Genomic DNA, 23497 nt, shown 5'->3' on the forward strand with positions numbered 1-23497 from the left:
TCATTTAATACTTCAACAAAAAAACGTGATTCCCTCGAAAGGAAATCACGTTTTCTCAAGATATAATATTTTATACCCAACCTCTGAAGCGGCTTGCTTCAGCCATTTTACGAACACCAACCATGTACGCCGCTAAGCGCATGTTCACTTTACGAACTTGTGCTGTTTCATAAATAGAATCAAATGATCTTACCATTACTTTTTCTAAACGTTGTTCTACTTCTTCTTCAGTCCAGTAGTAACCTTGGTTGTTTTGTACCCACTCAAAGTAAGATACTGTTACACCACCAGCACTTGCTAACACGTCTGGAACAAGCAAAATTCCGCGATCTGTTAAAATTTTAGTCGCTTCTAATGTTGTTGGACCATTTGCAGCTTCAACAACGATTTTTGCTTTAATATCATTAGCATTTTCTTCTGTAATTTGGTTCTCAATTGCAGCTGGTACTAAAATATCGCAATCAAGTTCTAACAATTCTTTGTTTGAAATTGTATTGTTAAATAGCTTTGTTACTGTACCGAAGCTATCACGACGGTCTAATAAATAATCAATATCTAATCCGTTTGGATCATGTAACGCGCCGTAAGCATCTGAGATTGCAATAACTTTCGCACCTGCATCATGCATAAATTTAGCTAAGAAGCTACCAGCATTACCGAATCCTTGAACAACAACGCGTGCACCCTTAATATCAATACCACGTTTTTTAGCAGCTTCGCGAATACAAATTGTTACACCTTTCGCTGTTGCTGTTTCACGTCCATGTGATCCACCTAATACAAGCGGTTTACCTGTAATAAATCCTGGTGAATTAAATTCATCAATACGGCTATACTCATCCATCATCCACGCCATAATTTGAGAGTTTGTGAATACATCTGGAGCTGGAATATCTTTCGTCGGACCTACGATTTGGCTAATTGCTCGTACATAACCGCGGCTTAATCTTTCTAACTCACGGAATGACATTTCACGTGGATCACAGATAATTCCACCCTTACCTCCACCATATGGTAAATCAACAATACCACATTTTAAACTCATCCAGATTGAAAGTGCTTTCACTTCATTTTCTGTTACATTCGGATGGAAGCGAATTCCACCTTTCGTTGGACCAACAGCATCATTATGTTGCGCACGATATCCTGTAAATATTTTAACAGTCCCGTCATCCATACGAACTGGTATTTTCACTGTCATCATACGAATTGGTTCTTTTAATAATTCATATACTTCGTTTGGATAACCCAATTTTTCTAACGCTTCACTAATAACAATTTGTGTTGAATTCAATAGTTCAAAATGTTGTTCCCTTTGTTGTTGTGTTTTTGTTTGAGTTCCCTTTTCGGCTACCATAGTAAGTAAACCCCCTGTAATTTCACTTGTTTAGTAAACCTTCATTGCCTAGTATACACCCTTAAATTTGGAATGCAATAGAAAACGCTAACAAATATATACAAACTATTTTCTGTTGCAAGCGTTTTCACTATTATTATAGTCCTTTTATTACTTTTAGAAAAGTAAAATACTTAAATATTTAAATGTTTTTTATTTTCATCAACCACACTCCCATAAAACTGCATATTTTATTTTCAAAAAGTATGTTCGAGTATTTACAATCATCCCTTCCCTTCTCCAAATAAAAACAAAACCTCAGCTATGTTGTATTAGCTGAGGTTTTGTTTTTTCACAAAGTAATTGTGTATTTGTTCTATCGCGTTAACATCCATTAATTCTTTACCGTACTCCATGATGCGATAAATGGTTGCTGTAGACGGATTACCGTATTCCGCTAAAATAGCTATAAAATCCGCCTTTAACAATTGAATTTGTTCCTCTTCTTCCACCCAAAGATAGAAGCGCTCATCCCACGTATATAGCTTTCCGCCAGTTACACCAAGGTTATATAAGCGATTCGACAGGTTAATTACGTCATCTAGCGTAGCAAACTCATATAATATATGCTCACTTTCATCTAGAGTCACTTGCATTTCAATAAACTCGTCACGGAACTCATCATCTGTATCCATTTCTTGATTTTCTTTCGTTACAATTACAACCATCCCTTGTGCTTGTAGAGAAAACACTTCAACTGCAATCGGACCATCTGCTTCAAACCCTAATTCCTTATTTGCTTCTTGCATCATATCACGAAATAATTGCTGTACTTTCGGTGCATTTCTCCATAAATCTTCTTTCGTTAATCCTCGTTCAGATAAATCATCAAATGTTAGAAAAATTTTTATCTTATTGTAATTTAATCGTTCCAGCCTCATCTCATACCCTCCCTACGTAACCAATGCATCTAATTTTTATTATATGAAATAGAAAATAGATGGTTCTTTTCGAACAACTATTCCGACATTTTTAACCATCCATCCCATTCTTCTTTCGTATCACCAATTAAGATTGTTTCAATGTCCAACTGGTTTAGAACGCCTAGCTTTCCGATAAATCCAACAGAAAGAGATTCCCTTTTTTCTTGTAATAAATTTATAAAGTTCATCGTCTTTTTCATTTCTTGTTCGTCAGCAAAAGATATAAATACATATTTCGGCTGTATTTCCTCTACCGCTGATAACATACCATCTTCAGCTAAGCTTGTCCTAATATATATCGCCTCATATCCTTTTAAGCGTAAATAAGTTGAAAAAATAAATCCTTTCAATGCATCCTTTTCTAACACAATAACTTTGTGTAAAGAGGAAAACATTGAGGCATTGTGATACACCATCCCTAGACGCGTTTGTAAAAATGATAGTGCATATTGAAATTGCACCATTGAAATCTCATTATTATTTTTTGACGTTAATAATTTGTCTGTCACTCGAAGAACGATACTGGCAACAACCTTTTCTGTTGAATATATACTAAAAGCTTCGTTTAATAATGCAGCAATTGTAATTTCATCAAATTTTAACAAAGCTTGTAGCAAATCGTCCACTAAAACAACTTCTTTATCGAAATGTATCTCTTTTTGAACTGTACTCTGCAAACGATTCTCTTCTAATAACTGAACTGCTTGTCCAATCATCATACCGGAAGAAACTTTTTCCATTAACCATTTTAAAATTTGAATATGCTCTTCTGTATATAAGCGATGCCCAGCTTGATTCCGCTTTGGGGCAATAATTTGATATCGTCTTTCCCATGCACGAAGCGTACTCGGCTGAACTCCAATTATATTCGAAACGGCTTTTATATTATATTTCCCACTAAGAGTTGGCATCATTTCCCTCCGCACAATGTAATGATATGTGTTTGAGCAGGTGCTCGGAAACGAAGTGGTATCAATGTTGTTCCATACCCATTACTAACAAAGAGAATCGTATTCAAATGGTTATATACGCCACCTTTTAAATATTTTTTAGATGGGAATAATCGGATTTGTCCTCCATGCGTATGTCCACTTAACACAAGTGAAATCTGTTCATTTCCAGACATTTTTTTTATTATATCAGGGTTGTGACTAACTAGGATACGAAAACCCTCTTCTTTACAATCCGCCAATGCCAAATCTAGACGATCACGGTGCAATCCAACATCATCTATACCGAGCAAACAAATTTTCTCTCCTAATTCAGACTCAAATACCACTCTTGTATTATCTAAAACTTTTACGTTATTTTCTAATAATAACGCATCTAATTCATGATATTCTATCTCATAATCATTGTTTCCCCACACAAAATATACAGGACCTATCTCTCTTAACTTTTGAATATTCGCAGAGATTTTTGATAAAGAGACACCTTTCTCTGCTAAATCTCCTCCGATAATTACGAGATCTACTTTTCCTTTTACTTGTTCAATTAACAAATTCGAAATGACCCTTCTATGAATATCAGAAATAAAAAACACATTTACTTTTTGAAAACTTTTCGGAAATTCTTTAAATACTAAAGTATGTTCCAACACCGTATTACGCATCGCTTCTTTATACATCACAAAAAGTAATAAAATCCCCATGCCTATGAGAGTACTGAATAATATAATCCATATCATATTTTTGACTCCCTCCTCATAAAGATAATCCTAGGCTTTTATAACAAACTGTGATCGCTTAACTCGCTAGCTTTCTTGCTTTGTGGACTTATCTTTTATCGGAATTTTTAATTCTTGACCTGCACTCACTTCATCTTCCTGCAAGTTATTATACTTTTTAATTACTTCAACTCCATTTCCATCTGAAAAATATTGCTTCGCTATACTTTCTAAAGTTTCTCCCTCTTTCACAGTATGCGTTATTACTTTTTCAGAATGTTTCTGCGACTCAGATTTAGCTGAATCAAAGAAGATTACTTCAAACGCACTTTTTCCAGCATTATTACTATCACCCTTCACCTGAATATATTTATCCGTGTACCACAAAATACTAATCGGCAGAAGAATGAATAGAAATGTTAAAACCCGGACGAAAATGTGATTTATTTTAAACTTTTGTTTTTTCTCTTTATTTCTATGAATTTCACTACGCGGCGGTAAACTTTCTTTTTCTTCCACTCGCTCAACTTCTAATTCCTCTTCAAAATCAGGAATTCGTTTCCTCATGTTGTTCACCACCACCTTCCATTTATTTTCTTAATTGGAGTCCCATTATAAAATCAACAAGAAAGTGTGCAAAGATTGTTATAAACAAATTTCCTGTCCATTCAAATACATAACCAAAGACAAAACTAATGAAACAGACGAAACAAAATAAAAATGGCTTTGTTATATAACGAATATGTAACACTGCAAATACGAAGCTCGCAATTACAATTCCAAAATGAGTCTGTACTACACCTCTAAATAAAAATTCTTCTGCAAAACCAATCAAGAACGTAATAACGAGTAAGTGTAGAACGGACATTCCTCGAAACATCTTATCGTTAATACCACCATCATCAAACCATGACTCCGGAAACACTCGCATTGCAACATAATCTAATAACACAATACCAATCGCTAACAAACCACCTATAATAAGTATAGATACTGGTTCCCATTTCCATAAATTAAAGACTTCTTTTACATCTTGAAATAATATATATGCCAGTAAACAGCCAATACCGATAATAATTAACTGTGTTATATATAGATTCAGCCTTATTTCCTGCGGACTCATATCTTCAACATTATGCCTTTGAATGTTCATCATTCCTCCATCTTTTCTAGGCCGAAAAGCTTTTGTAACTCTGTTTCCCAATTATAGTCGAAATCCGATTGTTGCGCTCGTCTTTTTTTATAATCTTCTTTGGTAATACCGCAATAATCGCAGCAATTAATTAACTCTTGCTCTTTCCTATAACCGAACTGTTGCAGCACATATTCACGTCTACACCCTTTAACTTGTATCCATGACTTCATATTTTCTAGCTCACTATATTTATTACGCAACCTTATTTCTACTTCAGCTATTAATCGGTTCATGATTTCATCTGACAAACCTTCTAATAATAATCTTCGTTGTTGTATAATTCCAACCTGTTCGAGATGATAACGAACGAAACGCCAATATTGCTCATTAAATCTTGCTGCATTATAACAAATTTCTTCTACATCTTCTATTGGTAATTCCTTCGTTTGAAATATTCTTTCTTGTAGTAAAGAAAATAAAAATTTTATTTGTGACTTACTTGGCAATTCATCCTCAATGATTGAAATTGGCAAATCATGATCCAACGGACTACATAATAAAATAGCTATACTCGGTTCGCCATCTCTTCCAGCTCTTCCGATTTCTTGTAAGTAAGAGGCTATATTAGTTGGATAATGAAAATGAATAATATATCGCGTATTCGCCTTATTTACCCCCATACCAAATGCACTTGTGCATATTACAAGTTGCAATTGATCGTTCATAAACTGCTGTTGAATTAACATACGCTCTTCATGTTCCATACCACCATGATAAAAAGCTACACCAGTAACACCTTTCCCTCTCAAGTATTCCGTTAACCTTTCTGTCCACGCTCTACTTGAGCAATATACAATCCCCGGCCCTTGTAAATACATCACCTGCTCTAAAAGCGCCTCTTTCTTTTCTTCTATCGTCTCTACAAATTGCACATCCATTGCAATATTAGGACGATCAATAGAGTATACATGTTCCGCGGCACCCTTTAAATTTAAACTATCTGCGATATCCTGCAGTACCCCTTTTGTCGCTGTGGCTGTCAATGCTAATACTGTAGGAGAACCAATATTTTCAATAACTACATTTAGTTTTTTATAGTCCGGTCTAAAATCATAACCCCATTGAGAAATGCAATGAGCCTCATCAACAACAAATAATGAAATATGAATTTTCTTCAATTCCCTAATTAATAACTCCGACTGCAACATCTCTGGTGAAACAAAAATAAATTTATATGAAGATAATTTTTTCATCGCTTCTCTTTTTTCATTTAATGTCCGAAAACTATTAAATGCTATCACTCGGTTTTTCACAACATACTTTAATTGTGTCACTTGATCTTCCATTAAAGATAATAACGGTGATACAACAAGCACTGTTCCTTCTCGCATAAGCCCCGGAAACTGATAGCACATAGATTTCCCTCTTCCAGTCGGAAGCATTGCTATCACATCTTTTCCTTCTAATAAATCTGTAATTACTCCTTTTTGACCTGGACGAAATTCGGAATATCCAAACCACTTATATAAATATTCTTCAAGTTTCATTTACACCCTCCATCCGCGCTAATACAAGACGAACTTCAAAATAAGAGATATCTTCTCCAACCGCTTGTTTCAAAACACGTAACTTCCGCGTTTGCAATGCTTCAATTACTTTTATTACTTTGTCTATCTTTTCTTTTTCCATAAACATTTCAATAGAAAAATCTTTTTCTCGCAAAGCAATTTCAACAAAATGATCTTCTATCGTTGCAACCTTTAAATTCCGAATCGTCGCTATTTCTTCTAAAGAACGTCCTTGTCTCCAAAAATTATATGTTTTTTTCGTGGATAAACTAAATAATTCAGCTCTCTCATTTGGATAAGATATAATTTCAGCTAATAGTGGAAATTCATTTTCTTTATCACGAACTTCTTGTATAAAGAAATGTATTGTACCCCAAAATAAAAAATACACCCTGAATATATCTTGTTTCGTAATTTCTGCTAATTGTTGCAATGTACAACCAATGCGTTCATAACCCGTTAATCGATATGTTACAATCGTCGCTTCTATCGCATTACTCTTTTCTAAAAGATTATGTACTTCCGTCCATAGTTTTCTCGCCAACTCACTTCTCTTATATGGCCTTCCTGTTAGAAAACGTTTCACCCACATCATTATTTCTGTATCTTGCTGAATTGGAATAAACCTCGTATTATTCTGTTGTAAATTTGATATGGTTTGAATAATTAATGATAATCTTTTCCAAAATGTTTCACCTAATTCACCATAATGTAAACCATGCAAATGCGCCGGAAAAGCATAAACTTCCTCCCATTTATGTAACTGCATTTTACCCGTAGGTGTTAACACATATGTATTTTCATATATTTCTTGAATAAAATCCGCTTGCAACAACTTTGCAACTTCACCATCATAGTCATTTCTATTTAATGATTTATATATTCCGAACAAAAAAGAAATTCGGAACATATTTCCATCTTGTAAAGTTTGCGAAGAACGTTTGCCCTTTAGTAAATAATAAATAGAAGAAACGGTTCTTTCACCATTCAATTGTTTTAAACAATGCAACAAAGTATATTGTATTTGCATGACCGCTTCCACCTTCCAATCTTAACTTCATTCTTTTCAGTACAATTACACTATCTACTGTCGCTCATTAAACTTATCATATAAGAACTATATACTTGTATATATTCTATTGTATCAAACGAAATCATATTTACGTATTTTGAAAATCTTATGACATAATTCAAAAATAAGTTGACACTCTAATTGATAAGCATTATCATTATAATTTTATGTTGAAAAGTTTTACAAACCGTTTTACAATAAGGTTATAATTTTTATGGCGAGCTTTTCACATACATATTATCAGGAGGGAAAAAAGATGGCAAAATATACAATCGTTGATAAAGATACTTGTATTGCATGTGGTGCTTGTGGCGCTGCTGCACCAGACATTTATGACTATGATGATGAAGGTATTGCATTTGTAACATTAGATGATAACCAAGGTATCGTTGAAATTCCAGATGTATTAATTGAAGATATGATGGATGCATTCGAAGGCTGTCCAACTGACTCAATTAAAGTTGCTGACGAATCATTCGACGGAGACGCTTTAAAATTCGAATAGTCTTTTATTAACTTCAAAAAACGCCCCTCCTATTGATGAGGGGCGTTTTTTGTATCTAAATTTTATTTTCCTTAATAAAAAACCATTAGTAGTTTCACACTACTAATGGTTTTAGTATATATTATGCATTTTTCATTTTTGCAAACACCCATACTTTCAGGCGTGAGAATAATGCTACAAATACAATTGTTACAACAATCCCTTTAATTAAATTAAATGGTAAGATTGCCGTTACAACCGTTGTTTTTATAGCTTCGCTAGACATAGCTGGTGAATTTAAAAACCAAGTGTACGCCGGGAATATGATGATGTAGTTTAATACACTCATAATAAGTGCCATTGTAATTGTCCCTAGCATTAATCCTGTAGTTAAACTCTTCACAGTACGATACTTTCTAAATAAGAAAGCTGCTGGCCCAATAAATAAACATCCTGCAATAAAGTTTGCAATTTCTCCAACTGGTACTCCCGTTAAACTTCCTTGAATCCCGTAATGTAAAATGTTCTTTATCGCCTCTACAATCACTCCTGCTACTGGTCCAAAGATAATTGCCGCAATTAGAGCTGGTACATCACTAAAATCAATTTTCAAAAATGGCGGAAGCCCTGGGAACGGGAAATCCAACATCATTAGTAAATATGCAATACTACTTAGCATCGCTACACTCACCATCTGCACTACACTGTTTTTTTGTTTCATCTTTCTCTCTCCTTTTCCATCGATCATCTCATGGAAAGTGGAAAGGTTCTGCTATGCCTATTTTTTCATAGAACGAAAAAACCCTTTGTGTTTTACACAAAGGGAGAATTTAAGGCACATCAAACAGACGTTCAAATCCATATCTTTTTTGAACGCTTGAACCTCCATCTTCTCCCATCCAGACTATACTGTCGGCTTTGGAATCACACCAAATCCTGCCTTAACGGCTCGCGGGCTTAGAACAAAATCATAAATAGTTCATCACCGCCGGTCGGGATTTTCACCCTGCCCCGAAGATAGACCGATATTCTATTTTCCCCTTCATTATACAACAACCTCATAACATTGTGAACTAAAAAATTGTAACTTATTTAAAATTAGTTATTTATTTTTCGTAACAACAAATAAATTGCGAGATATTTTACAATACAATCCATATTTTTTATTATTCGGCATTTCTCTTTTGAATTACCTAGTCATATATAATTAAAAGTGATAAGATATTGAATTGTTAAGATAAGAACATTTTCTGAGTTATGGAGGAAATGTCATGAAAAAAGACAAGAGACATTCTATTCGAGAAGCAATGAAAAAAAACTTAAGAAAAGAATACTTTTACTTAAAAAAAGAATTACTTTTCTACTGCCCAATTGATTTAGGCACATTCTCAAACGAGACATACTATGCTACTTTCGATGAAGATGGCATCAGTATTTATCAGTATGATAAAAAAACAGAAAGTAAATTAAAATTGTGTGAACGTCATCCGTGGAAGAGTTGGAATAAAGTGAAGATTGATCACTATTTGACAACTTCTCAATTTATTTTTCAGGGTGAGCGAAATTGGATCTTATCTCTTTTTCAAAAAGGAAAAGAAGCTCAAAAAATTATTGAAGAGCATACATCTTTACAAACAGAAGTTGTTTCCCGCTCTTTCTTAAAAAAACTTCCTGGTTTTCGTTCTAATACACCACTGAATAAATACATCGGTAGTATTTGTTACACTGCACTTATTGCATTTTTATTAAAATGGATGATTCCATTTCAAGCACCACAAATCGCCCTGTATTCTATCTCGATTGGTTGTATGCTTCTTGGCCTACTTTGTTTGACAATCGGTTTAATTGAACCGACTATCGTACTGTTTCGAACAAAAGAGAAAACAAGAACAAAAGTTTTTTACTTATATAGCTATTTAGCTATTTCTGGATTTATATGTGTCTTTATTTTTTGGTAAAAGAAGCCGTCCCAAAATAAATTTTGGGACGGTTTTCTTTTAGATATAGATGCTCTGATTCACTCAATAGTTCTAGCAAAAGCGCCCATATAATTTCATTTACATTGAATCTTATTTAAGAAGAACATAAATTTGTTCAAAGTTTAATTTTTGAAGCGTTTCCTTTACTTAACATATAATTGTTGATTAGGATAAATTAGCTCTTGCTGCAATCCATTTTTTTCTTTAATTTCCTTAAGTGTCATACTAAATTTCCGTGCAATACTAACTAAAGTATCCCCTTTTTGTACGACATATAATGACGAAGAAACAACTTCATTTCTTTGTTCACTTAAAACAAGCAATGGGTTCATCGCATTCTTTTTCGCCATCGTCCATCTTCCTTGATGAAGTTCTAGATGTAAGTGCGCACCTCGCGATTCTCCCGTGTTCCCTACTTCTCCAATTTTTTCTCCTTTGGAAATATAATCTCCTTGATCCACATATCTCTTATTTAAATGTGCATATACAGCCTCATATTCGCCGTGTTTAATAAATACAACATTTCCATAACTACTTGAATAATAAGACCTCGTTACCTTACCATCTTGGATAGCTGCCACAGGCGTTCCAATCGGCGCAGCTACATCAATACCATAGTGTTTTCCATGCCTTGTCCCAAAATAATCACTTATCTGACCTTCAACAGGCCATGTCCATCGATTTTCTTCTGCATAAACATGTAATTGAGATACAAACAGTATACTCAATAACATGACACCGCATTTTAAAACTTTCATATACATCCTCCGTTTTCTAATTACCACCATACCTTCTCTATTTTGGTATATTACAGAAAAAAGTATACAAAAAAAGAAAGTGAATTACTCCACTTCCTTCTCTTTCTTATCACGAAAAACTAATGCACTACGGTTATACTCCACATCTTTCACTTGTAATCGGGCATTTATTACTCGAGCTATCGCAAACAAATAATCAGATAATCTATTTACATACTTTAATACAACTTCATTTATTTTCACTTCTTTTTGCAATGATACTATAGAGCGTTCTGCTCTCCTTACAACAGTACGTGCAATGTGAATAGTAGCCGCTGCCTCGCTACCACCTGGCAAAATAAAGCGTTCTAGTGGCGGGGCTTCTTCTATATATAAATCAATCTTTCTTTCTAAACTTTCAACCATCACAATTGTCACTTTATAAGGAATTTTTTGTTCCACTATTGCCAAGTCTCCTCCGCAATCAAATAGTTCATGTTGAATATTTTCAAGCTCATTGTAAATATCTATAAAAGCCCCGCCTTGAAGCTTAGTCATTACATATCCAATATGAGAATTTGCCTCGTCTATTGTTCCATACGCTTCCACACGGATATCATCTTTATCAACCCTGCCACCTATTACACTTGTCGTTCCTTTATCTCCTGTTTTTGTATATAATTTCATTTCTTCACAGCACCTCTCTTGTTATTCTTTATTCGAGCAACATAGAAAAAAGTTCTACCATTCTTTATTTAATTGAGTTTACAAAAAAATAAAAAACAGCAGAACTTTATTCATTATCAACTTTAAAAACGCATATCTAAATTATACGATGCGGTAAATATACAGAGAATGTAGTTCCTCCTCCAACAACACTTGATACAGAAATTTTACCATCATGGCCTTGAACAATATTTTTCGCAATCGCAAGCCCGAGTCCTGTTCCACCCTTTTTCCCACGTGTTCTTGCTTTATCAGCTTTATAGAAACGATCAAATAAAAATGGAATATCTTCTTCTGGAATGCCTGCACCCGAATCTTGTACTTCAAAAATAAGACCGTTATTTTTCGTATCAATTACAAGCGTTACATGTCCGCCTGCATTCGTATGACGTATTGCGTTATCAATTAAATTCGTCAATACTTGTTCCATACGATCTGCATCAAACGGGTATTGTTCAATTGGACCTTTGAAATCAACCGTTAAAGCGACCTCTTTATCCTTTGCAATCCCTTGGAATTTACGACCAATTTTTTCAACAAACGGATGTATATCCACTTCACCAATATGTAACTCTACATGACCGCTTTCCATACGAGCTAAATCTAACAATTCATTTACAAGTTTACCTAAACGAACAGATTCATCATAAATAATTTGAACAAACTCATCTATTTCCTCTTTCGTTTGCACAATATCATCTAAAATCGCTTCACTATACCCTTGCAGCATGACCATTGGTGTACGAAGTTCATGTGATACATTCGCAATAAAATCTTGACGCATCTTTTCAAGACGACGTTCTTCCGTCATATCTCGCAGCACTGCTACAGCTCCACGAATTTTCGTTTGATTGTAAAGCGGCGTCATAAGAACTACATAGTTTCCTTTTTGTAAATTAATTTCAACAACTTGTTGTTGTTCGCTTTCTACAACGAGATGGAATAATTCCACAAGTTCAGAAGGTAGTTTTTTACTGAGCTCTATCTCTTTTTCTTCTTGCCAAACTTGTAAGAAATGTTCGGCCGGCGGATTGATTACAACGACTTCACCTTCTTGATTTAACGTAATAACCCCATCTGCCATACTACTCAAAATACTTGCTAACTGCTCTTTTTCTTGTTGCAAGGCGTTCATATTAAACTTCAACTGTTTTCCCATTTGATTTAAGGCCGTTGCAAGCTCACCAATCTCATCCTGAGATACCATAGGAGCCTTTGCATCAAACTTCCCACGTGACACTTCAAAAGCAACCTCACGCATTTTACGAAGCGGTGCTGTAATCCGAGTAGATAAGAAGAACGCAAAGAAAGTTGTTAATATAATCGCAATTCCAGCCGATAAGAAAATAAAATCAGTTGTTCTTTCCATACCTTGTATCGGTACTTGTAAAGATTCATATACGAACACTGCACTTTGATTTTTTGATTGCACTGGTTTTCCGACGATCATAATATCATTTTCGGTGTTTTTATTCTTCCTACTATTAGACGCTTTTCTAATATTATTCTTAATTTCTTTTTTGTCTGTAAACACAGCCGCTAATTCTTTATCTTCTTTTAAGTCATCCATTGTAAGAGTGACTAACCCTTCTTGTTTCGGTGAAGAAGAGATTTCTTTACCATCTTCTACAATAATAATCCTTGAAAGTGGGTCAGAGAATTTGTAAGCGATATTCTCAATCGTTTTTACATCGGCACCTTCTTCAATTAACTCTGAAACACTTGTTGCAACTTTTTGAAGCCTAGCTTCACTCATATCAACATAATACGTTCTAAAAAACTGTGAAAGTAAAATCGCAACAAATCCAAGAACAAACGAAACGAGAAGTAATATGGTCATCCATAACTTCCCTACTACACTTCTCCAAAGCATCAGTCGTTCACAACCTCAAATTTGTAACCTACACCCCAAACAGTAACGATCATTTTCGCTGCATCTGGTGATTTTTTGCTTAACTTCTCACGTAAACGCTTTACATGTGTATCAACTGTACGTAAATCTCCGAAGAATTCATATTGCCATACTTCTTTTAACAGTTGCTCACGATCGAATACTTTATCAGGAGCTTTCGCTAAAAATAATAGTAACTCATATTCTTTCGGCGTTAAGTTTACTTCATTACCATCTGCAGTAACACGGTGTGCATCGTTATCAATTGTTAAGTGCGGGAATACAGTAACATCTTTTGTCGTTGTATCTTGTGTAAAGAATGTTGTTGGTACAGCACGACGTAATACCGCTTTCACACGTAGTACGACCTCACGTGGACTAAATGGCTTTACAATATAATCATCTGTTCCAACTTCAAATCCTTGTACTCTATTTACTTCTTCACCTTTTGCTGTCAGCATAATAATTGGTGTCGCTTTCTTCTCACGAACCCCTTTACATACTTCAATGCCATCTTTACCAGGCATCATAAGATCTAATAAGATTAAATCGTAATCATTTTGCAACGCCATTTCTAAAGCTGTATCACCATTATCTGCTTCTTCAATCGTATATTGTTCTCTTTCTAAGTACATTTTCAATAAACGACGAATACGATCCTCATCATCTACAATTAAAATTCTTGATTCATTTTCCATCTCTACCCGCTGCGCACTCTCACCTCAGCGGTTCACACCTACCCTTCTTTAACTATTATGTTGCGCTATTCTCGTTTATTTAAGCAATCTTCTAAATGTTTCACTTCCCATATTATGCTTCACAAGAATAATAAATTTTGTTCAATTTTTTTCCAAAACTATGTATTTTTTTTGAACAGCATATAATGTCCTCGACATCATTTTACAAAATCAACCGCTACTTTGTCATGTTTTTCTCAAAAAAGAAGAAAAGTTGACAAAAATAAAATAGGAAAGTGACATGCACTCCCCTATTTTATTTCTCTATGCATATGAATGTAAACCGGCAATAATTAAGTTTACTACAATAAAGTTAAACATAATGATTGCAAAACCAATTACTGCAAGCCAAGCTGACTTCTCTCCATGCCATCCTTTTGATAGGCGTAAATGTAATACTGCCGCATAAAAGAGCCAAGTGATAAGTGCCCAAACCTCTTTTGGATCCCAGCCCCAAAAACGTGTCCACGCTATTTGTGCCCAAATCATCGCAAAAATTAATGCACCTAATGTGAACACTGGGAATCCAATTGCAATAGATCGATATCCGATTTCATCTAGTAAATCACTATTCGTATTCTTTACTAACGGCTGAAGTGCCGCCGATACTCGCTTCCGTAAAACAAGTCTTAATACAATATACAGTAATGTTCCAACTAACACTGACCAAATAACAGTATTTAATTTTTTCGCATTTACAATCGCTGGAACTTCAACTGCCGGTTCTAATTTATTTTCTGTCAGTAACTTCCCTTCGTGCGGTCCAACTAAAGCCGGAAGATTGTATTTCATTTCCACTTGTTGTTCATTTTTATCAATCCATTGAAACTTCGCTTCATATTTCATACTAGAAAATACCGTTGTTACTCCAATAAATCCAACTGTACAAACAAGTGTAAATACTACCGTCTCTAGCCAAAATGTACGTTTACTTCTCGTCGATTGATCTACATTTTTCAATAAATACATAACACCTGTAATAAAACTAATCGCTAAAATGGCTTGTCCTGCTGCTGCCGTCGTCACGTGAATATGTAACCAATTACTTTTTAAAGATGGAATAAGCGGAGATATTTCCCTCGGAAACATACTTGCATAGGCAATTAATAAAAGCGCAACTGGTAATGCAAATAGTCCGATTATGCTTACACGGTACATAAAATACATGACAATAAATGCTCCTACAAGCATCATGCCGAAAAATGTACCGAATTCAAAAAAGTTACTAACTGGCGCATGTCCTGATGCAATCCACCTTGTAACAAAATATACTGTTTGTGCAATAAACCCTAAAATTGTAATCGTTATTCCTACATTTGCCCATTTATGACCCTTTTCTTTAATTGCTCCCCCGAAAAATAGAGTGGCAATTAAATATAAAATAAATGCGGTAAAGAGAAAGTTACTACTTATTTGCACCATATCGTTTCCCCACCTTAACTAATTTTTTTATCAATTACTTTATCATTTGGCTGTGGAATTGCTGTACCTTCTAGTACTCTTTCAATATCTTTCTTTAAACCGAACCAATTTTTATTTGTATGCCCTGCAATCCACCATTCATCATTAACACGTTGTATCCAAATACGGCGATGATTCCAATACATACCTTGAATGACACCAACCATAAATATAAATCCTCCAATGCCGAGAATCCAAAGCGTTAAATCTTTTCTTACAGTAAGTGCTGTTGCATTTTGCATTTCAACACCTGCAAACGACATTTTATATTTGTTGTTTCCATCTGGTTCTATATTTTGCTGAATACCAACAAAACTCACTTCACCATCTGGTGTTTCAGGTGTAAACATTTTAAATACAAATGCAGGATTGTTTGGTAATTTCGTTTTTGTATTTGGTTTTCCATTCTCATCAAAATAAAAATCAGGAAAATAGCTTAATAGTTCTAGAGAATAACCATTTCCTAAATCATATTTTTCCTTAGGATTCGTTAAATCTACTTTAATTGGTCCCCACTTTTGATTATTTTCTTTATTTTGCAAGTTAAAGGACATACTTTTAAATTCACTTTCTTTATAATCCACTTGATACACTGCAAATTGATCAAATTTCAGTGGTTCATTCACTCGAATTTCCGCTTCTTTTACTTTTTCTAATTTCGGTTTTTGTCCTGCTATATTTTCTCCTACTGCTTTATATAATACGGCATTCGTTTGGAAGTTTTTCGCAATCATTTTATCACCTACACGATCAATCGCTTCATCAAAAACTTCCTTGTCCTTACTTTTATCATAAACTTCTTTTATAAATTTCTCGTTTTTTAAGTAGTATTGTCCATCCGTCCCTGGTATTTCTTTCGTTTCACCGTCACGTAACCAAAGTGCTTCGTCTACGTACATACTCGGTAAAAAACGAAGCATCGCACCGAATAAAAAGATAATAAGACCGATATGATTTACATATGGACCCCAACGCGAGAAGCGTCCCTTTTCTGCTAAAACGTTTCCGTCTTCCACTTTCACGTTATAGTTTCTTTTCTTTAAATTCTCTTGCACTCTTTCCAGGTCACCTTCTTGCGGTGTACCAGTCCCATATAATCTCTGTCTCTTTAAAAAACTAGGATGTCTTTTTACGCCTTGCTTTTTTAAAGCTTTATAAAGTGGAATAACGCGGTCTAAACTACATATCACAAGTGAAATACCGATAGAAGCAATCAAAATCATATACCACCATGAACCGTATAAATTATTAAACCCTAATTGATAGTATAATTGTCCTAAAAATCCGTATTCTTGTTTATAATATTCAGCTGGTGCAATACCTGGAGTTATGTACATTTCTTGCGGAAATATAGTTCCTATCGCTGATGCAGCTAAAGTTATTACGATTAGCCATACACCTACTTTTACAGAAGAGAAAAAGCTCCAAATTTTATCGACTATCGTTTTTTTCTGCGTGAGAGATCTCCGTGCACTCCCCTCATAGCGCATATCCAATAGTTTTGCATTTTCATTGCTTTCAAATGGTTTCCCGCAAGCTTCACAAAAAACGGTTCCTATCGGATTAACATGTCCACATTCACATTTAATTTCTTTCAACACTCTCACCGCCCCTGTATCTATATGTACTATTGTATATTCTAACCTCAAGTTACCGCAATACTCAGAATTTTTAAACCAGAGGCACTATAAACACGCACCCCTTATGTAAAGGCTTTCTTTATTACGGAGTAATTTTCTTTAAATACCCTTCTAACTGTTCTTTCGTTTGTTCCCCTATAATTTGCTCCACTACTTTTCCATCTTTATCAATCAAAAAGCTTGTCGGTAAAGGACCTACTCCATATGTTCCTATAATCTTTTGTCCTTTATCAATGGCAACTGGGAATTTCAAACCATATTGGTTCACAAAGTTCTTTACTGCAATATCCGTTTCATCTGCATCTAACGCTATGATTTCAACGCCTTTTTCTTTATACTTTGGATATAATTCATTCATATAAGGCATTTCTTTTTCACAAGGTTTACACCACGTGCCCCAAAAGTTTAAAAATACACCTTTTCCCTTTAAATCTTTTAGTTCAATTTTCTTTCCTTCTAAATCCGTCACAATAAAGTTAGGTGCTTCTTTTCCGATTTGCATTTTCTCTTTATTAGCAAAGAATCCTTGATAAAGGGTAAATCCTACAGCACCACATAAAATGAGTAGAATAATAACGCGAAATAATAAGCGATTTTTCTTCATATTACCTCTCCTCTCCTCGGTAAATGTTATGTATTATCTTCTGTAAATGTTGTATTGAATAAATCACCAGCAGAGCACTCCACTGGTGAATTTTTAACTCTATAGCTTATCTTGGCTTTGTAGAAGCAAGCGCGCGTAATTGTTTCACCTCATGTGGTGTCAATTCTCTCGCATCACCAGGTCGCAGGCTTCCTACTTCTAAGAAAGCATAACGTTCACGTTTTAATTTCACTACTTTACAGTCTAACGCTTCAAACATACGACGTACTTGACGATTACGTCCTTCATGAATTGTTAATTGTACAATAGCCATCTCTTTACGCTTGTCCCAAGAAATAATTTTCACACGTGCTGGTGCTGTTTTACCGTCTTCTAACGTAACACCGCGTTCTAACATGCGAATTTTCTCACCTGTTAATGGCCCTTTTATTTTTGCAACATATGTTTTTTCAACTTTATATCTAGGATGCATTAATACGTTTGCGAAGTCCCCATCGTTTGTCATTAATAATACGCCAGACGTATCATAATCTAAGCGTCCGATTGGGAATAAACGTTGTGTAATTTCCGGGAAAAAGTCCGTTACAACACTTCTTCCTTTATCGTCTGATACACTTGAAATTACGCCAGTTGGTTTATATAGTAAAAAATAAACAGGTTCTTCTTTTTCAAGAGGGATATTATTTACTTCTACTTTATCTTGAGGAGTTACTTTTGTCCCTAACTCTTTCACTATTTTTCCATTAACTTTCACTTTTCCTTGCTGAATTAATTCCTCAGCCTTTCTTCTCGATGCAATACCTGCTTGCGCAATCACTTTTTGTAATCGTTCCATTTCTTTTTTTCACCTCGAATTTATCTTACCTTACATTAGAAAGACTTGGCAACCGCATACGCTTTACGGCTATTCGCTTCATCTTACTTAAACAACATAGCGATGATAATAAACATATAAAGGTCAAATCATGTTTTTACCCTTTATTATTGTCCATATTTTTCATATTTCTCACAATAAAAGTTCATCATTTTGTCAAAAATACCACATAAAAAAACCACTATTAAGCTACACCTTAATAGTGGTCGTATACGTATTATAAGCGAAATAGCGTAAAAAATGAATAGTATTACTGAAACAATAAAGAAACGAACACAATTGAGCATATAATCCCGATTAAATCTGCAAAAAGTCCTACTTTTAGTGCATCCCCCATTTTTCTAATCCCAACCGCTCCAAAATATACAGTTAAAATATAGAAAGTCGTATCTGTGCTCCCTTGCATCGTAGAAGCCAATCTCCCAATAAACGAATCTGGCCCATATGTTGCAATTAAATCGGTCGTAATACTTAAACCAGCAGAGCCTGAAATAGGGCGTATAAGTGCTAAGGGTACAATTTCTGCTGGAACATGGATCAAATCTAACATTGGCTTCATTACCGATATCATTGCATCTAACGCACCTGAAGACCGGAATATAGAAATAGACACAAGCATTCCAACCATAAACGGTAAGATGGAAATTGCAATTTGAATCCCTTCTTTTCCTCCCTCAACGAACGATTCATACGTCGGCACTTTCTTTATTGTGCCATATAAAAGGATAAAACCAATTACACAAGGGATTACCCATAAGGAAATTGTATTTACAATGCTCATTTTTTCCGCCCCTTTCTACTCCTTCTTCGGTAAAAATAGCGGTCAATCCAAATTGCCCCAATCATAGAAAGTACTTGTGCAATAAATGTTACCCCAACAATTTCAGTAGGATTCGCTGATTCATACGTCATTCGAATGGAAATGACTGTCGTAGGAATTAATGTAATAGCTGATGTATTTAATGCTAGAAACGTCACCATAGAACGGCTCGCCGAATCCTTTCCTCCATTTAACTCTTTCAGTTGTTCCATCGCTTTAATACCAAGAGGGGTCGCTGCATTACCTAGACCAAAAAAGTTTGCCATCATATTTGATAGAATAAATCCCATAGACGGATGATCCTTTGGTATTTCTGGAAACAACCTTTTTACTATCGGCATAAAAAGTGTAACTAATTTTTTTAACAATCCGGCTTCCTCTGCAATTTTCATTAAACCGAGCCAAAATACTAAAACACTAATAAGTCCTATACAAATCGTTACCGCATCTTTTGCTCCGTCAAATACAGCTTTATTCACTTCTTCCATCGTTCCATTTATCATGGCGTATACAATCCCAATGACAGCCATCGCTACCCATACGAGATTAACCATCGTTCCCAACACCTATCATGTAAGAAAAAATTTCTTTCACATTATTCCAGTAAAGTCCCGTTGTAGCTACTAACTTTCGTTTACTATAAAATAAATTCCGTTCTCCAACTTTTTCATTACCAACATAAATGTCTGTCTTCCCAACCTTTACTCCATCCGTAAGTTTTGTACTTTTATCGAGTTCAACTTTTAATACTACGTTCTTTTTTTCTTCTTCAGTTAACGGTACCGAAAAACTATTTTTCGTATAAACATGGTTGGCATACTTCTTTTCATTTATTTCAGCAATTGCTCCTTGTCCTAAAACTTTCGTTTGTTTGAAACGGTCAAAACCTTTATCAAACAAATTCATATGATCATCCCAATCACTAGAGGCACTCAAAGTTACGACAATTAAATCTAGTCCACCTTTTGATGCCGTTGTAACAAGCGTTCGCCCAGCTTTCTTCGTAAAACCTGTTTTTCCCCCTGTTGCAAATTCATAATAAGACGTTACCAGCTTATGTTTATTTTTCCACGGGTAATCCCAAGAATCTGATTTATATGTTTTGGTTCCAAAGATTTTCTTAAATGTCTCGTTTCCCATTGCATATTTCGTTAATAATGCCATATCGTAAGCCGACGAATAATGTGATCCATCTCCATCTAAGCCATGAGGGTTTGAGAAGTGCGTATCTTTCATTCCAATTTCTTTCGCTTTTTGATTCATTAAATATACGAATCCATCTATACTCCCACCCACACTTTCAGCAATTACTTGCGCTGCGTCATTACCAGATCTAAGCATGAGTCCATATACTAAATCTTCTAACTTCACTTTTTGTCCAGGCTTTAAATAGATTGCCGATCCTTCCACCCTCACCGCTTCATTACTAACTGATACCATTTCTTTCATCTTCCCTGATTCAGCAGCTAATAAGGCGGTCATAATTTTTGTTATACTAGCAATTTTTTGAGGCTCATGTTCTGCCTTTCCGTATAATACACGACCAGACTGTTGCTCCATTAATACAGCATTTCGAGCACTAACATTGCTGTTCATCTTTGCATATGTAGGAATCGGCATAACGCTTGCATACATCATAAGAAGCGTAATGATTACACAAATTCGTCTCATATTTCCCCCCACGTCCTTTTGGCACTTTTTGTACAAGTGTATGCTTGGCCTTTTAAAATATGAACGAAATCTTCCTTCTACTTCCATTAAAAAAGACGCAGAGAATTTGCGTCTAATATGGTGTCCATTCAATTTGTTTCGCAGTTTCAAACCTTTTTTCTACATCAGGCCAATTTACAACATTCCACCAGTTTTTAATATATTCATCTTTTCGATTTTGGTATTGCAAATAATACGCATGTTCCCAGACATCTAGTACAAGGAGCGGTATCGTATCCCATTGTGTAAATAATTGATGAAGTGTACTTTGCAAAATTTCTAACCTTCCAGACCGGGGTACCCAAACGAGAATTGCCCAGCCTGAACCTTCTACTTTAGAGGCTGCTTCTGTAAAATGTTTTTGGAAACGTAAAAAGCTCCCAAAATCTTGTTCAATTTGTTGTGAAAAAGTTCCTCTTGGACTTCCACCACCGTCTTTTTTCATGTTATTCCAAAATATCGTGTGTAAGTAATGACCTGACCCATGAAAAGCCGCTTCCCTTTCCCAATGCTTAATTAAATCAAATTTATTTGTTTTTCTCGCTTCTTCCATCATCTTCTCTGCTTTATTTAATCCTTCCACGTAACTCCGATGATGTTTATCATGATGTAACATCATAATTTCTTTAGAAATATACGGTTCTAACGCATTATATGGATAAGGTAATGGCGGGAGTGTATGTCCTCCAATTGGGACAGCTCGTTCACTATCCCCTCTTTCATATAATTCATATTCCTCTTCTTCTTGCATAAATACTTCCTGCAAGTGATGCTGAATATGTTCTACATCATCGCTTATTTCATACATAAACTCTGCATCTGTTTCATACTCATGCTCTTTCATACGCTCTAATAACGTCTGAATTTTATAAGCAAGCATATGGACATCATACACTTCCATTGCACGACTATCTAATACGTGAAGAACACTTTCACACCAATTTTCTACTTCATGAAAGTAATCTGTAAATACACCTTGCTGATTCATGTTGCACCTCCCTAATGCTATCCACTTAACTATATTCAATGAAAATCCCTTATATAACTGTACAAAAGGAAAAGAAGCTAAGTCACCTTAGCTTCTTTTCCTCAATCAATATTTGTGTAACATCTTTGTCTGATAATCCGTCTCATAATATTCTAGTTCTTCACGCATCAATTGAAATTTACCTTCTAAACTCTTCATCACTTGCTCTAAAGATGCAGGTGGTGTTTGTTGAAAAACGATAGAATTTTTCCCTGTATATGCACACCGACTATTTTCATACCAATGATCACTCTTCGGTGAAAAAAACTCTGCAATTACTTGATGGTAAATCTTATATAAAATTTTTTCAGCTGCTGTTTTTCGAAATGGCTGGCTATTCAACAAAACAAAACATGCATCCTGTCCTTCTTCGCAAAAAACGAGAAGTCGTCTCATTGATGCTAATAACCCTTTATAATATCGCTCATTCCCTGCTGGTGTTTCCTCTAATAAAGAAGGTAACGTATGATAATTTACATAATTGGTTATCAAATTAATAGCATCTTCTAAAAATATAGAAACTTGTTCTGTTTGATTTTCAACCATCAAATTAGACATTTTTTCTCTCTCCTTTGCCATTTCACGCTATTTCTACTCTTTTATTTTTATGTAATTCAGCCAATATTTCTTGTACTTTCGACACCGTTCCCTCATCAAAATATTGTTGAAATTCTTCCATATTATTTAAATACAAACGTTTTTGCGCACGAAGCTCCTTATCTTTCATTAAACAACATATCGCTACAATATCGCGCAAATATATGTTTTGTTCTTCTACTTTATACACTGGATTTCCTTCAAAAGGAGTAATTTCTTGTAAAACTTCTTCAAAATATCGAACGTATAAAACCGAAAAAGTTTTCTCTTTACCATTTAATATATATGTCACTTCAGATCTGTTAAAAAAATCTTCTGATGTATTAGGTTTCTCTTTTTCTAACTCATATCCTACGTAACCTTTTATAATCATATACTCCCCCCTCACCCTTCTTTCACCTTATTCTAACTTAATTTTCCGATAAACAAAATATTCTTTTAAATATACCT

General features: G+C 34.8%; 25 protein-coding genes and 1 riboswitch. Of the genes, 2 read left to right on the forward strand and 23 right to left on the reverse strand.

Annotated features, from left to right (window positions below; translation table 11 throughout):
- Nucleotides 1-70 precede the first annotated feature (70 nt).
- From gudB to ACTFO4_RS09880, 8 genes are all read right to left on the reverse strand, one after another.
- Complete coding sequence (gene gudB / locus ACTFO4_RS09845; RefSeq protein WP_000225173.1) at nt 71-1357, reverse strand: NAD-specific glutamate dehydrogenase; 1287 nt, start codon at nt 1355-1357, stop codon at nt 71-73.
- Nucleotides 1358-1668: 311 nt separating this feature from the next.
- Entirely contained in the window at nt 1669-2277 is a 609-nt protein-coding gene (locus ACTFO4_RS09850) for a genetic competence negative regulator (RefSeq protein ID WP_001235402.1), read from the reverse strand.
- A 77-nt stretch (nt 2278-2354) separates the two neighbouring features.
- The gene (locus ACTFO4_RS09855; RefSeq protein WP_001142718.1) at nt 2355-3230 is read right to left on the reverse strand and encodes a MerR family transcriptional regulator; all 876 of its coding nucleotides are present in this window, start codon (nt 3228-3230) and stop codon (nt 2355-2357) included.
- Nucleotides 3230-4006: a metallophosphoesterase gene (locus ACTFO4_RS09860; protein WP_000637793.1), complete on the reverse strand. Its 777-nt coding sequence runs from the start codon at nt 4004-4006 to the stop codon at nt 3230-3232. Before ACTFO4_RS09860 ends, ACTFO4_RS09855 begins: the two co-directional genes overlap by 1 nt.
- 66 nt (nt 4007-4072) lie before the next feature.
- Complete coding sequence (locus tag ACTFO4_RS09865; protein WP_025709294.1) at nt 4073-4552, reverse strand: LysM peptidoglycan-binding domain-containing protein; 480 nt, start codon at nt 4550-4552, stop codon at nt 4073-4075.
- A gap of 22 nt (nt 4553-4574) precedes the next feature.
- Nucleotides 4575-5138: a CPBP family intramembrane glutamic endopeptidase gene (locus ACTFO4_RS09870; RefSeq protein ID WP_001025780.1), complete on the reverse strand. Its 564-nt coding sequence runs from the start codon at nt 5136-5138 to the stop codon at nt 4575-4577.
- On the reverse strand, nt 5138-6667 hold the full coding sequence (gene recQ, locus ACTFO4_RS09875) for an ATP-dependent DNA helicase RecQ (protein ID WP_000762973.1): 1530 nt from the start codon (nt 6665-6667) through the stop codon (nt 5138-5140). The genes ACTFO4_RS09870 and recQ overlap by 1 nt, the downstream gene beginning before the upstream one ends.
- Nucleotides 6657-7718, reverse strand: a complete 1062-nt coding sequence (locus ACTFO4_RS09880) for a helix-turn-helix domain-containing protein (protein ID WP_440013370.1) — start codon at nt 7716-7718, stop codon at nt 6657-6659. The genes recQ and ACTFO4_RS09880 overlap by 11 nt, the downstream gene beginning before the upstream one ends.
- A 298-nt stretch (nt 7719-8016) precedes the next feature.
- On the opposite strand from ACTFO4_RS09880, the gene ACTFO4_RS09885 reads away from it, so the two are divergent.
- Entirely contained in the window at nt 8017-8265 is a 249-nt protein-coding gene (locus tag ACTFO4_RS09885) for a ferredoxin (RefSeq protein ID WP_001151993.1), read from the forward strand.
- A 121-nt stretch (nt 8266-8386) separates the two neighbouring features.
- Here the strand turns inward: ACTFO4_RS09885 and ACTFO4_RS09890 are convergent, their stop codons facing one another.
- Nucleotides 8387-8965 (reverse strand): ECF transporter S component, encoded by a 579-nt coding sequence (locus tag ACTFO4_RS09890; RefSeq protein WP_000810855.1) that lies wholly within the window; start codon nt 8963-8965, stop codon nt 8387-8389.
- A gap of 162 nt (nt 8966-9127) precedes the next feature.
- Nucleotides 9128-9267, reverse strand: a riboswitch (FMN riboswitch).
- Nucleotides 9268-9515: 248 nt separating this feature from the next.
- Here ACTFO4_RS09890 and ACTFO4_RS09895 point away from each other — a divergent pair.
- Complete coding sequence (locus ACTFO4_RS09895) at nt 9516-10202, forward strand: hypothetical protein (RefSeq protein WP_000710837.1); 687 nt, start codon at nt 9516-9518, stop codon at nt 10200-10202.
- Nucleotides 10203-10366: 164 nt separating this feature from the next.
- Here the strand turns inward: ACTFO4_RS09895 and ACTFO4_RS09900 are convergent, their stop codons facing one another.
- The 14 genes from ACTFO4_RS09900 to ACTFO4_RS09965 form a co-directional block, all read right to left on the reverse strand.
- On the reverse strand, nt 10367-10981 hold the full coding sequence (locus tag ACTFO4_RS09900; RefSeq protein ID WP_000866117.1) for a peptidoglycan DD-metalloendopeptidase family protein: 615 nt from the start codon (nt 10979-10981) through the stop codon (nt 10367-10369).
- Nucleotides 10982-11065: 84 nt separating this feature from the next.
- Nucleotides 11066-11647, reverse strand: coding sequence for a cob(I)yrinic acid a,c-diamide adenosyltransferase (locus ACTFO4_RS09905; protein WP_061456973.1), 582 nt, complete (start codon nt 11645-11647; stop codon nt 11066-11068).
- 136 nt (nt 11648-11783) lie between these two features.
- Nucleotides 11784-13559 carry a sensor histidine kinase ResE gene (gene resE / locus ACTFO4_RS09910; RefSeq protein ID WP_080446918.1) on the reverse strand — a complete coding sequence of 592 codons (1776 nt, stop codon included), beginning with the start codon at nt 13557-13559 and terminating at the stop codon, nt 11784-11786.
- A complete protein-coding gene (gene resD, locus ACTFO4_RS09915) occupies nt 13559-14275 on the reverse strand; it encodes a DNA-binding response regulator ResD (RefSeq protein WP_000426861.1) in 717 nt (238 codons plus the stop codon). Before resD ends, resE begins: the two co-directional genes overlap by 1 nt.
- 303 nt (nt 14276-14578) lie before the next feature.
- Nucleotides 14579-15736, reverse strand: a complete 1158-nt coding sequence (gene resC, locus ACTFO4_RS09920) for a cytochrome c biogenesis protein ResC (protein WP_000250083.1) — start codon at nt 15734-15736, stop codon at nt 14579-14581.
- 14 nt (nt 15737-15750) lie between these two features.
- Nucleotides 15751-17376, reverse strand: a complete 1626-nt coding sequence (resB, locus tag ACTFO4_RS09925) for a cytochrome c biogenesis protein ResB (RefSeq protein ID WP_088338548.1) — start codon at nt 17374-17376, stop codon at nt 15751-15753.
- A 121-nt stretch (nt 17377-17497) separates the two neighbouring features.
- Nucleotides 17498-18019: a thiol-disulfide oxidoreductase ResA gene (gene resA / locus ACTFO4_RS09930; protein WP_000742192.1), complete on the reverse strand. Its 522-nt coding sequence runs from the start codon at nt 18017-18019 to the stop codon at nt 17498-17500.
- Between the two features lie 106 nt (nt 18020-18125).
- Nucleotides 18126-18854, reverse strand: coding sequence for a 23S rRNA pseudouridine(2605) synthase RluB (gene rluB / locus ACTFO4_RS09935; RefSeq protein ID WP_000440556.1), 729 nt, complete (start codon nt 18852-18854; stop codon nt 18126-18128).
- Nucleotides 18855-19143: 289 nt separating this feature from the next.
- Nucleotides 19144-19674: a spore maturation protein SpmB gene (gene spmB, locus ACTFO4_RS09940; protein WP_000029514.1), complete on the reverse strand. Its 531-nt coding sequence runs from the start codon at nt 19672-19674 to the stop codon at nt 19144-19146.
- A complete protein-coding gene (spmA, locus tag ACTFO4_RS09945; protein ID WP_000247811.1) occupies nt 19671-20267 on the reverse strand; it encodes a spore maturation protein SpmA in 597 nt (198 codons plus the stop codon). The genes spmB and spmA overlap by 4 nt, the downstream gene beginning before the upstream one ends.
- Nucleotides 20260-21384: a D-alanyl-D-alanine carboxypeptidase DacB gene (gene dacB / locus ACTFO4_RS09950; RefSeq protein ID WP_001252638.1), complete on the reverse strand. Its 1125-nt coding sequence runs from the start codon at nt 21382-21384 to the stop codon at nt 20260-20262. The genes spmA and dacB overlap by 8 nt, the downstream gene beginning before the upstream one ends.
- Nucleotides 21385-21496: 112 nt before the next feature.
- Nucleotides 21497-22411 (reverse strand): superoxide dismutase, encoded by a 915-nt coding sequence (locus tag ACTFO4_RS09955; protein ID WP_001075741.1) that lies wholly within the window; start codon nt 22409-22411, stop codon nt 21497-21499.
- A gap of 105 nt (nt 22412-22516) precedes the next feature.
- A complete protein-coding gene (locus ACTFO4_RS09960; protein ID WP_061456971.1) occupies nt 22517-23008 on the reverse strand; it encodes a YpuI family protein in 492 nt (163 codons plus the stop codon).
- A gap of 22 nt (nt 23009-23030) precedes the next feature.
- Complete coding sequence (locus tag ACTFO4_RS09965) at nt 23031-23420, reverse strand: hypothetical protein (RefSeq protein WP_000584367.1); 390 nt, start codon at nt 23418-23420, stop codon at nt 23031-23033.
- Between the last annotated feature and the right edge of the window lie 77 nt (nt 23421-23497).

The organism is Bacillus cereus group sp. MYBKT14-1, assembly GCF_051915185.1.
GTDB classification, from domain to species: Bacteria; Bacillota; Bacilli; order Bacillales; family Bacillaceae_G; genus Bacillus_A; species Bacillus_A cereus.